This window comes from Aestuariimicrobium sp. G57 (assembly GCF_050110855.1).
GTDB lineage: Bacteria > Actinomycetota > Actinomycetes > Propionibacteriales > Propionibacteriaceae > Aestuariimicrobium.
This window is the reverse complement of the sequence record NZ_JBNINW010000004.1, coordinates 44,391-57,335: the sequence shown is the minus strand read 5'-3', so window position 1 is coordinate 57,335 and position 12,945 is coordinate 44,391. Positions and strand designations below refer to the sequence as shown.

The 12,945-nt window shown below is 68.5% G+C and carries 11 protein-coding genes and 4 tRNA genes; 7 read left to right on the top strand and 8 right to left on the bottom strand.

What is annotated here, in order from left to right:
* Positions 1-32: 32 nt before the first annotated feature.
* Entirely contained in the window at positions 33-773 is a 741-nt protein-coding gene (locus ACQCX5_RS10315) for an HAD-IIA family hydrolase (protein WP_434542203.1), read from the bottom strand.
* Between the two features lie 160 nt (positions 774-933).
* Between ACQCX5_RS10315 and ACQCX5_RS10310 the strand changes: the two genes are divergently transcribed.
* From ACQCX5_RS10310 to ACQCX5_RS10280, 7 genes are all read left to right on the top strand, one after another.
* Positions 934-1,006, top strand: a tRNA-Lys gene (locus ACQCX5_RS10310).
* A gap of 39 nt (positions 1,007-1,045) precedes the next feature.
* Positions 1,046-1,717 (top strand): hypothetical protein, encoded by a 672-nt coding sequence (locus tag ACQCX5_RS10305; RefSeq protein WP_434541950.1) that lies wholly within the window; start codon positions 1,046-1,048, stop codon positions 1,715-1,717.
* Positions 1,718-2,144: 427 nt separating this feature from the next.
* Positions 2,145-3,545 carry an SH3 domain-containing protein gene (locus ACQCX5_RS10300; RefSeq protein ID WP_434541949.1) on the top strand — a complete coding sequence of 467 codons (1,401 nt, stop codon included), beginning with the start codon at positions 2,145-2,147 and terminating at the stop codon, positions 3,543-3,545.
* Between the two features lie 115 nt (positions 3,546-3,660).
* A tRNA-Glu gene (locus tag ACQCX5_RS10295) sits at positions 3,661-3,733 on the top strand.
* 146 nt (positions 3,734-3,879) lie between these two features.
* Positions 3,880-3,953, top strand: a tRNA-Asp gene (locus ACQCX5_RS10290).
* 36 nt (positions 3,954-3,989) lie between these two features.
* A tRNA-Phe gene (locus ACQCX5_RS10285) sits at positions 3,990-4,066 on the top strand.
* A gap of 90 nt (positions 4,067-4,156) precedes the next feature.
* Complete coding sequence (locus ACQCX5_RS10280) at positions 4,157-4,714, top strand: hypothetical protein (protein ID WP_434541948.1); 558 nt, start codon at positions 4,157-4,159, stop codon at positions 4,712-4,714.
* A gap of 934 nt (positions 4,715-5,648) precedes the next feature.
* Here ACQCX5_RS10280 and ACQCX5_RS10275 read toward each other — a convergent pair.
* The 7 genes from ACQCX5_RS10275 to ACQCX5_RS10245 form a co-directional block, all read right to left on the bottom strand.
* The gene (locus tag ACQCX5_RS10275; protein ID WP_434541947.1) at positions 5,649-6,980 is read right to left on the bottom strand and encodes an NAD(P)/FAD-dependent oxidoreductase; all 1,332 of its coding nucleotides are present in this window, start codon (positions 6,978-6,980) and stop codon (positions 5,649-5,651) included.
* Positions 6,981-6,998: 18 nt separating this feature from the next.
* Entirely contained in the window at positions 6,999-7,985 is a 987-nt protein-coding gene (locus ACQCX5_RS10270) for an alpha/beta hydrolase (RefSeq protein WP_434541946.1), read from the bottom strand.
* Between the two features lie 66 nt (positions 7,986-8,051).
* Positions 8,052-8,300, bottom strand: coding sequence for a DUF3073 domain-containing protein (locus ACQCX5_RS10265; RefSeq protein WP_434541945.1), 249 nt, complete (start codon positions 8,298-8,300; stop codon positions 8,052-8,054).
* A 142-nt stretch (positions 8,301-8,442) separates the two neighbouring features.
* Positions 8,443-9,543 (bottom strand): phosphoribosylformylglycinamidine cyclo-ligase, encoded by a 1,101-nt coding sequence (gene purM / locus ACQCX5_RS10260; RefSeq protein WP_434541944.1) that lies wholly within the window; start codon positions 9,541-9,543, stop codon positions 8,443-8,445.
* Positions 9,540-11,099, bottom strand: a complete 1,560-nt coding sequence (gene purF, locus ACQCX5_RS10255; RefSeq protein WP_434542202.1) for an amidophosphoribosyltransferase — start codon at positions 11,097-11,099, stop codon at positions 9,540-9,542. The genes purM and purF overlap by 4 nt, the downstream gene beginning before the upstream one ends.
* A 23-nt stretch (positions 11,100-11,122) precedes the next feature.
* The gene (locus tag ACQCX5_RS10250) at positions 11,123-11,527 is read right to left on the bottom strand and encodes a DUF1992 domain-containing protein (RefSeq protein ID WP_434541943.1); all 405 of its coding nucleotides are present in this window, start codon (positions 11,525-11,527) and stop codon (positions 11,123-11,125) included.
* Between the two features lie 33 nt (positions 11,528-11,560).
* A complete protein-coding gene (locus ACQCX5_RS10245; protein WP_434541942.1) occupies positions 11,561-12,892 on the bottom strand; it encodes a dipeptidase in 1,332 nt (443 codons plus the stop codon).
* Positions 12,893-12,945 lie beyond the last annotated feature (53 nt).

The following is a 12,945-nucleotide window of genomic DNA, read 5'->3' as shown; positions in this document are numbered from 1 at the left end:
CACCCACAAGCCCGCCGGGCACCGTCCCTGGATCAGATCAGCGAGTTCAGCTCGTCCACGGACTCGAGCACCAGCGACGGCCGGTACGGGTACCGGTCGAGGTCTTCACGCTTGGTGATGCCCGTGAGCACGAGAATCGTGAACAGGCCCGCCTCCATGCCGGCGATGATGTCGGTGTCCATGCGGTCGCCGATCATGGCCGTCGTCTCGGAATGGGCCTCGATCTTGTTCAGCGCCGACCGGAACATCATCGGGTTCGGCTTGCCGATCACGTACGGACGACGCCCGGTGGCGGCGGTGATCATGGCCGCGACCGAACCGGTGGCCGGCAGCGGGCCGTCGGCGCTGGGGCCGGTGGCGTCCGGGTTGGTGATGATGAACTTCGCACCGGCAGCCACGTGGCGGATCGCATTGGTGATCGCCTCGAACGAATAGGTGCGGGTCTCGCCCAGCACCACGTAGTCGGGGTCGCGGTCGGTCATGATGAAGCCCGCCGCGTGCAGCGCCGTCGTCAGGCCTGCCTCGCCGATCACCGACAGCTTCGCACCGGGCTGCTGGTTCACCAGGAAGTCAGCAGTGGCCATCGCCGAGGTCCAGAGGTTCTCTTCGGGCACGGTGATGCCCGAGGTCTCGAGACGAGCTGACAGGTCGCGGGGGGTGAAGATCGAGTTGTTGGTCAACACGAGGAACCGGTGGGAGGTGTCAACCCATCGGTTCAGCAGCTCATTGGCTCCGGGCAGGGCGTTGTTCTCGTGGACGAGCACACCGTCCATGTCGGTCAGCCAGCATTCGATGTCACGTGGAGTACGCACGCAGCCAGCCTAAGGGGTCGGGCCCCAACACGGCAGCATCGGGGTCGACGTGCAGCACCCGCGCCGCCTGCTGGACGCAAGCGTGCAGCGCCGACCAAGCCCGCACCGCTATCATGGCTGGGCCCCCATAGCTCAGTTGGCAGAGCAAGGGACTTTTAATCCTTGGGTCGCGGGTTCGAGCCCCGCTGGGGGCACCTCATCCAGCCCAACCCGCCCCGCACTACGCTGATCCCATGGACACACTCGGTGTGGTCGGCATCCTCGTGGTCGGCATCGGCCTGCTGCTGATCGCTGCCTGGGCTGACTGGCGCTCCGAGCGGCGCGCGCGTGAGGCGCTCGCGGCCGTCCCCGACCGCGGCGAGGCCATGGCCGATGCGCCCACCCCCACCTACGTGCCCGAACCCACGCCGGACGAACTGCCCCGGCGCAGTCCGCTGACCGAGGACGAGGCCGCCGCCCTGGCTCGCGACCTCGCCACGGACGACGCGCGCATTCTGCCTGCCGTGCTCGCGGACGAGCGCCTGGCCACCAATGCCGAGCCCCAACGCGCCATCGTCCGGGGGCCGCTGGTGATGGTCTGTCACGAGGGCATCGGCAGCCTGCGCGAGGTGTTGCCCACGCTTGAACGAGCAGCCCAGCAGAAGACCGCCATCGTGCTGGTGGCCCCGAGCTTCGACACCGAGGTGCTCGACGTGCTGCACATCAACGCCCAGCGCGGACTGTTGCAGGGCCTGCCACTGGCCGCCGACGAGGACACCTGCCGCCAACTCGCCGAGCAGACCGGCGCCACCCCGGTGCCGCGCAGCGACCTGCAGTCCGGCTACCTGCCGCATGCGATCTATGGGCGCGCGCTGCTCGTGGTGGCCGGGCTGGACCAGTCGGTGGTCGTCGCGCCGCCGCAGTGAACCAGACGCCCCGCGAACCCTGAACCACCCCCGACGAACCTGAACTGTCAAGTGAGGGTTCAGGTGTGCACCATTCCTGAGAATTTGGTCACGAATCGGCGGCTGGGCGCAGCCCACCATGCTCGACATCCCTGCTGTCACCCCCCGAGGATCTCGGCATATTCCCTTGTCAAGGCCCAGTTACTTGCCCGTCATAGCATGAATTACAGCCAAGAAATTTCATAGCTGTCATTCATGTACTTCTTTGTCGCGGCGCACCACCCGCTTGTTCGCCACTGGTTGAGGCGGTATTCATCACGGGCCTAGATTCCCCGCGTCGGCTGCCCGTCGTCCTGGCGTGGGGGCGACCCCGGGGAAGACGCCTGACGGTCAGCCGACAGACCATCCACAAGGGGGCCCGGGAAGGCCCCCATACCGGGGAGCTGTTGTGAAGAAGATCCGTCGTCTGCACGTGGGAGTCGCCGCCGCGACACTCACGGGGGCCCTGACCGTGGGCAGCATCGCCCTCAGTCCGACCGCCATTGCCAACTACGGCAAGGTCACCGCCGTCACCGCCGTCAACATCCGCACCTCGCCGAGCACCTCTGCCGGCGTGCTGGGCGTGCTGTACAAGGGACAGCAGCTGACCCAGACCGGCCCCATGAACACGGGGTGGGTGCCGGTGAAGTTCGGCGACCGCACCGCCTGGATCTCGGCCAACTACCTCGCCGGCGCCCGTCGCATCGACGACACACCCGTGTCGCGCACCACCACCGCCACCACCCGCTGGACGACCGAGCCCCTCAACGTGCGCTCCGGCCCGGGCACCCGCTATTCGAAGCTGGGCATGCTCAGCAAGGGCAGCCAGGTGAAGACGACCGGACTCGTCTCGGGCCAGTTCGCCCAGATCGAGTACAGCGGTGGCCGCGCCTGGGTCTCGACGACCTACCTCACCAGCTCCAAGCCCGCCACCAGCCCCGGCACGTCAGGCGGTGGTTCGTCCGCGGTCAGGACGACCGGTGAGGTGCGGGCGACCGCCAACCTGGCCGTGCGCCAGTCGTCCGGACGACCCATCGCGGGCTACACCGACATCCCCAAGGGCGCCATCCTGCCGGTGACCGGCGAGGTGCAGGGGGCACTCACCGAGGTCGTGTGGCGCGGAAACCGCACCTGGGTCACCTCGGCCTACCTGACCGGGGTGAACACGAACACCGGCGCCCAGCCGGAGCAGTTGCCGCAAGAGATCGGCACCCAGTACGCCACCGAGGCGGTGAACGTGCGCTCCGGGCCGGGCACGAGTTACTCGATCGTCGGCACCGTTGCCCAGGGCGGGGCCGTGCGGGTCACCGGCACCGTGCGCAACGGTTTCGCCCAGATCAACTACAACGGTGCCTCGCGCTGGGTCTCGGCGACGTACCTGTCGAAGACCCAGGGCGGCACGGGCGGCGGCTCGGGCGGCGGCACCACGGGCCCCATCAACCTGAACGGCTCGGTCGGGCTGTCGGGCCTGGAGCCGAAGGCCCGCAACATCGTCAATGTCATCGCCTCGCGCTTCGGCATGACCACGTTCTATGGCGTGCGCCCCGACCCCATCCCCGACCACCCCAGCGGACATGCGGTCGACATCATGCTGCCGAACTACCGCAGCTCGGCCAGCCAGGCCAAGGGCTGGGAGATCGCGAACTACCTGCGCGCCAACGCCCGCACACTGGGCGTGCAGTACCTGATCTTCGACCAGAAGATCTGGAACATCTCGCGCGACGGCGAAGGCTGGCGGGCCATGTCGAACCGCGGTTCGGACACGGCCAACCACAAGGACCACGTGCACGTGACCACGACGGGCCTGTGATCGACGGGCCTGTGATCGACGGGCCTGTGATCGACTCCCCCGATCCCACCTGATGCCTGCGCCCGACCCTCGTTTTGGGGTCGGGCGCAGGCGTCCACTATGCTTCTGCAGTCTGGTCCCCATCGTCTAGCGGCCTAGGACACCGCCCTTTCAAGGCGGCAGCGCGGGTTCGAATCCCGTTGGGGATACGTTCACACCACGCGTGAAAAGGCGCCCCAGGGCACCTGATCTCGCATGGTGGGAGCCGCCGGGAGCCCGATTTCACAATCGCGGACCAACCCGGTAGAGTTCCTCAAGCTGCCCCACCACGGGGCAGCAAGCCTGAGGGCCGTAAGGCCCCGTAGCGCAGTTGGTTAGCGCGCCGCCCTGTCACGGCGGAGGTCGCGGGTTCGAGTCCCGTCGGGGTCGCTGAAGCGGTGATGATGAATCACCGCTTTTGTGTCTGGCCAGGTAGCTCAGTTGGTAGCAGCGTTCGCCTGAAAAGTGAAAGGTCGCCGGTTCGAACCCGGCCCTGGCCACCACCACCCGCCTCGCATCCGAGGCGGGTTTTTTCGTCCAGGACGAGGCACTGGACGGCCCGGGCCCCGGACCCTGTGCGCTCTTATCATGGCGTGAACGTCCACGTCGTGAGGATCGCCATGACCCAGCAGCACCCGCAGTCGCCCCAGCACGGCCAGTCGCCGCAGTACGGCCAGTCGCCGCAGTCGCAGCAGTACGGCCAGTCGCCGCAGTCGCAGTGGTCGGCACCCGGGTCGCCTGAGGCCCAGCACCAGCCCTGGATGCCGCCGCAGGCGCAGCAATACCCGGCGCAGCCGCAGCAGGCATACCAGCCCGCTGCTGAGCAGCCGAAGGGCGGGCTGCGCAACAGCCTCGTGGGCGGCCTGGGGCTGGGTGTGCTGATGATCGTGGGTCCAGCCCTGCTGTGGTGGTTCACGGGCCGGCTGTTCTATGTCATCCCGATCTTCGGGGTGGTGCTGATCGTCCAGACGCTCGTGCGGCACGGCAAGAACAAGGCCGCGAGTCAGTCGCCGGCGCAGTGGGTGCCGCAGCAGCCGTATCCGCAGCAGCCCTACCAGCAGCCCCTCGACGGCCAGCAACAGCCCTACCAGGGCCAGGCGCAGCCTTACCAGGGCCAGGCGCAGGGCCAGCCCGGCCAGCCCCAGTCCTGACCAGCGCTTCCCTGAACGACAAAGCTGCCCTCGGTGATTCGAGGGCAGCTTTGTTCACGCATCCGCGGGGGCGGCGCCAGCGGCCCCAAGGCGCTCGTCCTGCCTCGTCCCCACCCCACGGACGACCCCACACCTGCACAACTGACACCAGTGCCAGAACCGCAGCCCGAACACCCCGAACCGGCCGCACAACTGACACCAGCGCCACAACTGCAACTTCGGCCCACCCCAGTCAGCCCGCCAGCGACCCCAAGACGCTCGCCCCGCCTCGTCCCCACCCCACGGACGACCCCAGACCTGCACAACCGACACCAGCGCCACAACCGCAACTCCGGAGCACCCCCAGTCAGCCCGCCAGCTGCCCCAAGACGCTCGCCCCGCCTGGTCCCCCACCCGATGGACGACCAGACCTGCACAACTGACACCAGCGCCAATTCCGCAGCCCGAACACCCCGTACCAGCTGCACAACTGACACCAGCGCCACAACCGCAACTCCGGACCACCCCAGTCAGCCCGCCAGCGACCCCAAGACGCTCGTCCTGCCTCGTCCCGACCCCACGGACGAGCCCCACACCTGCACAACTGACACCAACGCCACAACCGCAACTTCGGCCCACCCCCAGTCAGCCCGCCAGCTGCCCAAGACGCTCGCCCCGCCTCGTCCCCCACCCCACGGACGAGCCCCACACCTGCACAACTGACACCAGTGCCAGAACCGCAGCCCGAACACCCCACACCAGCTGCACAAGCGACACCAGCGCCACAACCGCAACTCCGGACCACCCCTGCCAGCCCCGCCAGCGACCCAAGGCGCTCGTCCTGCCTCGTCCCCCACCCCACGGACGAGCCCGGCCCCCACCAGCACCCGCCCGCAAAACAGAAGCTGCCCCCGATCACTCGAGGGCAGCTTCATGTCGCAGGGCGTCGGGCAACTCAGCTGGCGTCGGCCTCGTCGATGGTCTCGGCCTTGACTCCGCTGTTGAGGGCCTGCATCGCCGGCGATTCGGTGATGTCGCCCAGGATTCCCGTGGCCGACTTGGGCCAGCTCATGTACCGGAAGCCCATGTTGATCATGGCCTGGATGCGGTTGCGCCCGCCCAGCAGGCTGCGCAGGTGCACGACGACCCACAGCAGCCAGCCGATGAAGCCGTCCATGTTCATGGCCGGCACCGGGCCCATCTTGGTGGTCTGCGCCACGGCGGCGTTGCGTCCGATGGTGGCCATGAAGCCCTTGTCGTCATAGACGAACGACGTGGTGGGCTCGCCCCGCTGCAGGCGGGCGATCATGTCCGCAGCGTGCGCACCCATCTGGATGGCGGGCTGGGCCTGCTGTGCCAGTCGGTTGGTCTCGATGAGCGCGCCGTCACCGACGGCGAAGATGTCGTCGTGGCCCTGCACGCGCAGGTCTTCGTTCACCAGGATGCGCCCGCCGCGACCCTGGGGCATACCCCAGTCGGCGACCGGCTTGTGGGCGGCCACACCTGCGGCCCAGATGACCAGGTCGACGTCCATGCTGCCGCCGCCCTTGAAGTCGACGCGGTCGGCCTCGACCTTGTCGATGGCGGTGTTGAGCCGCACATCGACGCCACGCTTGCGCAGTTCGTCCAGGGTGTAGTCGCGCAGGTGCGGCTCGAAGGGCGCCAGCAGCGCGTCACCCATCTCGACGAGAACGACACGGAACGCGTCCACGTTCAGTTCGGGGTAGAGCACCGGCAGGCCCTCGGACTTCACCTCGGCCAGCGTGCCGGCCATCTCGACGCCGGTGGCACCGCCGCCGACGACCACCACGGTGAAGCGCTTGTCGGGGTCAGCGCCCGACGCGAGGAACTCCAGGCCGGAGTAGATGATGTCGCGCACCTCGAGGGCCGCGGCGCGGGTGTAGATCGAGCGGCTGTAGGTCTCGGCACCCTCGATGCCGAAGTAGCCGGCGCCGACACCCTGCGCGAGCACGACGTAGTCGTAGGGGATGTCTTCACCACGGCTGACGTTGACCAGCTTGTTCTCGGTGTCGATGCCGGTCACGGTGCCCCGCCGGAACGTGGCGAGGTGGTTCTTCTGATTGCTGACGAAGCGGCGCAGCGCATACGTGATGTCGCCCGGGTTCAAACCACCAGTGGCCACCTGGTACAGCAAAGGCTGGAAGGTGGAGTAGGGGTGGCGATCCACGAGGGTGACGTGGAAGCCTGCCTGTGTCAGCTGGGTCGTCGCGTTCAGTCCGGCGAATCCGCCACCGACCACGACAACACGTCCCAAATTGTTGGCCATAAGTGAATTGTCTCACGTTCAATCAGTCGTGCGCACATCCTCAAGCCACGCCCGGGTCCAGCGCTCGATCGCGTCCCAGACCCGGTCGCGCACCTCGGCACGGCTCAGCAGCACGTCGTGCAGGGCCCCGTCGATGCGCACGACGGTCACGTTCGGCCCCAGCTGCACGGCCCGCCGGGCCAGCTTCTCAACGTCGAGCACCGTGTCGGCCGCCGTCTGCACCTCAGGTTTCCACCGCCGCCCGAAATCGGACCGGGCACTCAGCAGCACCAGCACCGGCACGTCGATCGCCAGCCCCCGGCGCACCCGCTCCTGGGCCAGCGCAATGGCACCGAACCAGCCCGGGCGCATCGTGAATGCCGGGTTGCGCTTCAGGCTCAGGTCGAAGTCCCATTCGCCGTCGAAGCTGCGGTGGATCGAGCGGATGTAGATGTTGTGGTCGGGCATCGGGATCGTCATGGCGGCGCGGTTCGGGTCGCGGCCGCCGAAGTTCTTGGCGATCGCCGCGGCAGCGCTGCGCAGCAGCGGCGAACCCTGGAAGTCGATCCATGGCGCGTTCAGCACCAGCCCGTCGAGGATGCCCGGACGGTCATTGGCCCACAGCGCAGCAATCAGTCCACCCGTCGAGTGCGCCATCAGGGTCACATGGGAGTGTTCGCGGCGGGCCTCGGCGACAGCTTGGTCGAGCTCGTCGTAGTAGTCGCTGACGTCGGTGGTGTAGCCGCCGAGCTGCCCCTCGCGCAGGCTGCGCCCGTAACGGCGCAGGTCGACGGCATAGAAGTCGTGGCCATGTGCGTCGTACCAGTCGGCCAGCCAGGTCTGGAAGAAGTAGTCGCTCCAGCCGTGCAGGTAGACAACCGCGCGGTCGTGCTGCGGCGGGTTGCGGCGCACCAGGGTGGCCGAAATGACCGTGTCCTCCGGCTCGCCGGGGGCGAGTTCGGGGGACACCAGGTCGAGGACCGCCATCTGGTAGCCGGGCAGCACCGAGTCGTCATCCCACTGCATGGGCCTGACGATATCGAACCCGGGCCGCGCGAGGGACGGCCGACTGATCAGTGAGGAGCGTCCGCCTCAGCGGCGCTCGTCGTCCTCATCGTCGTAACCGGCGGTGTCGTCGTCGTAACCGGCCTCGTCATCATCGTCGTCGCCATAGGCGGCAGCGAGGTGACTGTAGTCCGGTTCGTCGTAGAGTCCGCCACCGGCGGACGAATCGCTGCTGCGGAGCTCACGCTCCAAGGAAGCAAAATCGGTGTCGACGGTTCGATACTTCAGATCGCGTGCGACTTTGGTCTGCTTCGCCTTTGCACGGCCGCGCCCCATTGGGTCGACCCCCTCGCTGTAGTCATCGCGGAATCCGCGGAATGGTGGTAGTCACGTTCGTGAGAGCAAGGGTACTAGAGGCAGGGCGGCGAGCCAAAGCAGCACCGAGCCTCGGGACCGGGCGTTTCGCCCTCAGCGCATGTCAGCCGTGGGGGTGCTCCCCCACCATCGTCACTGCCGCGTGGTCCTGCCCACCCCGGACGCCGACAGCCCCACAGACCCACGAGTGCAGCCCGCGCGCGGCCAGTGTTTGCTGGGCCGCCGCGACCGACTGCTCGGGCAGCACCACGGCCATGCCGACACCTTGGTTCAGCGTGGCCTCGATGTCGGGCTGTGACAGTTTGCCGACCTGCTGCACGAGCTGGAAGACCGCGGGCGGTGTCCACGTCGAGCGCTCGATCGTGACCGCCAGGTCATCGGGCACGACCCGGGCCAGGTTGTTGGCGAAGCCACCGCCGGTGATGTGGCTGATGGCGTGCACACCACCAGCTGCCCGGGCATCGCTGATCATGGCCAGCAGGTCCTTGGCATAGACGCGGGTGGGCACCAGCAGCGCCTCGCCGAGCGTCGTCCCGAGTTCAGGCACCTCACGATCGAGCGACCAGCCGGCGTCGGCCAGCAGCACCTTGCGCACCAGCGAATAGCCGTTCGAGTGCAGGCCCGAACTGGCGATCGCAAGCACCACGTCACCGTCGGCGACCAGGTGGGCACCCAGGATGTCGTCCCTCTCGACGACACCGGTCGTGGCGCCGGCGATGTCGTACTCGTCAGGACCGAGCAGGCCGGGGTGCTCGGCGGTCTCGCCGCCCAGCAGCGCGGCACCGGCGGCCTCGCAGCCCGCGGCGATGCCCTTGACGATGTCGGCGATGCGCTCGGGCACGACCTTGCCACAGGCGATGTAGTCGGTCACGAACAGCGGCTCGGCGCCCGAGACGACCAGGTCGTCGACGAGCATGCCGATCAGGTCGAAGCCGATGGTGTCGTGGCGGTCCATGGCCTGGGCGATCGCGACCTTGGTGCCGACGCCGTCGGTCGAGGTGGCCAGCACCGGGTGCGCATAGCCCTTCAGCGCCGACGCGTCGAAGAACCCGGCGAAACCGCCGAGCCCACCCAGCACCTCGGGGCGACGGGTGCGGGCGACGTGGGCCTTCATCAGCTCGACGGCGCGGTCACCGGCTTCGATGTCGACACCCGCCCGGGCGTAGGCCGACTGGGTGGTGTCTGCGGCAGTGGCGTCGGTCATCGATCGGCTCCTTGGCTGTCGGTGTGCGCGGTGTGCGGGGTGTGCTCGGCGTGCTCAGCGTGCGCGGGCTGTTCGGGCTGTTCGGGGGTGTGCGCCGGCAGGCCCATCACCTCGGCGGCACCCGGAGGCACGGCCACCGGGTACTTGCCGTCGAAGCAGGCGCGGCACAGGTTGTCCTTCGGCACGTGGGTGGCCTTCACCAGACCCTCGAGGCTGATGTAGGCCAGCGAGTCGGCGCCGATCGAGCGGCAGATCTCGTCGGTGCTCAGCCCGGGGGCGATCAGCTCGGCGCGGGTCGAGAAGTCGATGCCATAGAAGCAGGGCCATTCCACCGGCGGCGACGAGATGCGCACGTGCACCTCGGCGGCACCGGCCTCACGCAGCATCCGCACCAGCTGGCGCTGGGTGTTGCCGCGCACGATGGAATCGTCCACGACCACCAGTCGCTTGCCGGCGATGACATCGCGCAGCGGGTTGAGCTTGAGCCGGATGCCCATCTTGCGCATCGTGTCGGACGGCTGGATGAACGTGCGGCCCACGTAGTTGTTCTTGACCAGGCCCTGGCCGAACGGGATGCCCGACTGTGCGGCATAACCGATCGCGGCGGGCGTGCCCGATTCCGGCACCGGGATGACCAGGTCGGCATCGGCGGGGGCCTCTTCGGCCAGGTACTTGCCCACCTTGACCCGCACGTTGTGGATGCGACGCCCGGCGATCACCGTGTCGGGCCGGGCCAGGTAGACGTATTCGAACAGGCAGCCCTTGGGGTTCGCCTTCGCAAACCGGCTGCTGCGCAGGCCCGCGGCATCGATCACCACCATCTCGCCCGGCTCGATCTCGCGGATGAAGCTCGCGCCGACGATGTCGAGGGCCGCGGTCTCGCTGGCGACGACCCAGCCCTGCTCGAGCCGGCCCAGCACCAGCGGGCGGATGCCCTGCGGGTCGCGGGCCGCGACCAGCACGTTCTCGCTCATCATGACCAGGCAGAACGCCCCCTGCAGGCGCGGCAGCACCTCGTGCGCGGCCTCGTCCAGCGGCAGGTCATAGGTCGACAGCAGCGCGGTGACCAGCGACGTGTCGTTGGTCGAGTCCATGGTCTGCTTGTGCGGCACGTCGACGGTGGCGTCGCGGTCGGTCAGCCACGCCTCGAGCTCGTCGGTGTTGGTGAGGTTGCCGTTGTGGGCCAGGGCGATGCCGCCGCGGGGCCCCGACCGGAACGTCGGCTGCGCGTTGTTCCAGATGGACGCGCCGGTGGTCGAGTAGCGCGTGTGGCCGATCGCCAGGTGGCCCTGCAGCGAGCTGAGCGTGCCCTCGTCGAAGACCTGGCTGACCAGGCCCATGTCTTTGAAGACCATGGTGCGCTTGCCGTTGCTCACGGCGATGCCGGCCGATTCCTGGCCGCGGTGCTGCAGCGCATACATGCCGAAGAAGGTCAGCCGCGCGACTTCTTCACCGGGGGCGTAGACGCCGAAGACACCGCAGGCATCCTGCGGGCCCTGGTCCTGTGGATCAATTTCCTGGGTCAGCCGACCATCACCGGGACGACGCGGAGTCACATGCACCCGGCACAGTTTACGCGTCAGGCGCGCCGACGGCGCCACTCGACCATCGTCGCCTCGACATCGAGCGGTGCCGTGAAGATCGGCACCTTCTCGACCTGGCGGGCATTCGCGTCGCGGATGCGGTCGTTGAGGTCGTCGATGAGCCGCTTCGCCAGGGTCGCGTCATGCACGTCAGCGAGAGTGTCCTGGATGTGCTGCTTCTCTTTGCGCAGCTGCAGGCTGGTCGGCAGGGCCGCCGTCAGGTCTTCGTTGGCAAGTTTGCGGCGTACCCACCACAGTTCGTCGTTGGGGTCGCCCAGGTCGACCGGTTTGCCGGCGCCGGGCAGGTTGTCGAACTCGCCGCGCTCGGTCGCCTCGCGCACCTGCCTGTCGATCCAGGTCTCGAAGACGGGTGGGCGCCAGCGCGGCGGTTCGTCGGTCATGAGCGTGCGTCTGTGACCAGGGTTCGTCGATTGTCAGCGCGCCAGTCGCTGCAACAGCAGCGCTTCGGCGAGCCCGGCCCTGCGCAGGTCGCCCAGGTCGAGCGACTCGTCGAGCCCGTGCATGCGCGAATCGGGGTCGGTCACGGCGGTGACCAGCACGCTTGCACCGGGGAAGGCCTGCTGGAAGTCGGCGACCATCGGGATCGACCCGCCGCAGCCCATGAACACCGGCTCGACACCGCCCCAGGCCTCGCGGTAGGCATCGCGGGCGGCCTCACAGGCCGGCCCCTCGAACGCGACGATGCCGGGCTGGCCGACCGATTCGGCACCGAAGCTGACGTGGGCGCCGTGCGGGGCATGGTTGAGCAGGTGGCGTTTCAGGGCGTCGAGTGCGCTGCGGGCGTCGTCCCCGGGCGCGACGCGCACGCTGACCTTGGCGCGTGCGCTGGGCTGCAGGGTGTTGGACGCGTCCGCGACGCTCGGCGCATCAATGGCCAGCACACTCACCGCCGGGGTTGACCACATGCGGTCAACCAGCGGCCCGGTGCCGGTCAGGGCCACACCGTCGAGCAGGCCCGCCTCGTCACGCAGCCGGTCCTCGGGGTAGTCAAGGTCATCGGCCTTGCCCCGGACCAGCCCCTCGATGGCGCAGGTACCGTCCGCGTCGGTGAGCGTGGCCAGCAGCGAGACCAGCGCACCGAGGGCGTCGGGCACGACGCCGCCGAACTGGCCCGAGTGCAACGGGTGCTTCAGCGTCGAGACCTCGACGACGACATCGGCCAGGCCACGCAGGGTGGTGGTGAACGCGGGCTCGCCCACCTGCCAGTTCACCGAGTCAGCGATGACGTAGACGTCGGCGGCCAGCAGGTCGGCATGACGCTCGAGGATGGTGGCGAGCGACGGCGAGCCGATCTCTTCTTCACCCTCGATGAACAGGGTCACCCCGACCGGGGGCTTGCCGTCGAAGGCGCGCAGCGCGGCCAGGTGTGCGGCGAACCCGCCCTTGTCATCGGCGGCACCACGGCCGTACAGCCGGCCATCGCGCACCTGCGGGGTGAAGGCCTCGGTCGTCCAGCCCTCGGCGGGGCCGGGCGGCTGCACGTCGTGGTGGGCGTACAGGCAGACCGTCGGCTGGCCCTCGGGCGCGGGGAACCGGGCGATGACGGCGGGCTGGCCGCCCTCGGCGACGATCCGCACATCGGGGCAGCCCAGGTCGGTGAGCAGGTTCACGATGGTGTCGGCGCTGGCCTGCACGATCTCGGCGTGGTCAGACCAGGCGCTCACCGACGGGATCGTGACGAGTCCCATGAGGTTGTCGAGGGTGGCGGCGAAGACATCATCGATGCGTGCGGCGAGGTCGGTCATGGGTTCAGCCTAGTGCGGGGTCCAGAACAGTGCGGGTGTGGGCCCGCCGGCGG

What these genes read in the sequence shown, in the direction of transcription:
- ACQCX5_RS10315 (WP_434542203.1), bottom strand. Translation starts at nt 773, where the DNA reads ATGGACGGTGTGCTCGTCCACGAGAACAACGCCCTGCCCGGAGCCAAT.
- ACQCX5_RS10305 (WP_434541950.1), top strand. Translation starts at nt 1,046, where the DNA reads ATGGACACACTCGGTGTGGTCGGCATCCTCGTGGTCGGCATCGGCCTG.
- ACQCX5_RS10275 (WP_434541947.1), bottom strand. Translation starts at nt 6,980, where the DNA reads ATGGCCAACAATTTGGGACGTGTTGTCGTGGTCGGTGGCGGATTCGCC.
- ACQCX5_RS10270 (WP_434541946.1), bottom strand. Translation starts at nt 7,985, where the DNA reads ATGCAGTGGGATGACGACTCGGTGCTGCCCGGCTACCAGATGGCGGTC.
- ACQCX5_RS10265 (WP_434541945.1), bottom strand. Translation starts at nt 8,300, where the DNA reads ATGGGGCGCGGCCGTGCAAAGGCGAAGCAGACCAAAGTCGCACGCGAT.
- purM (WP_434541944.1), bottom strand. Translation starts at nt 9,543, where the DNA reads ATGACCGACGCCACTGCCGCAGACACCACCCAGTCGGCCTACGCCCGG.
- ACQCX5_RS10250 (WP_434541943.1), bottom strand. Translation starts at nt 11,527, where the DNA reads ATGACCGACGAACCGCCGCGCTGGCGCCCACCCGTCTTCGAGACCTGG.
- ACQCX5_RS10245 (WP_434541942.1), bottom strand. Translation starts at nt 12,892, where the DNA reads ATGACCGACCTCGCCGCACGCATCGATGATGTCTTCGCCGCCACCCTC.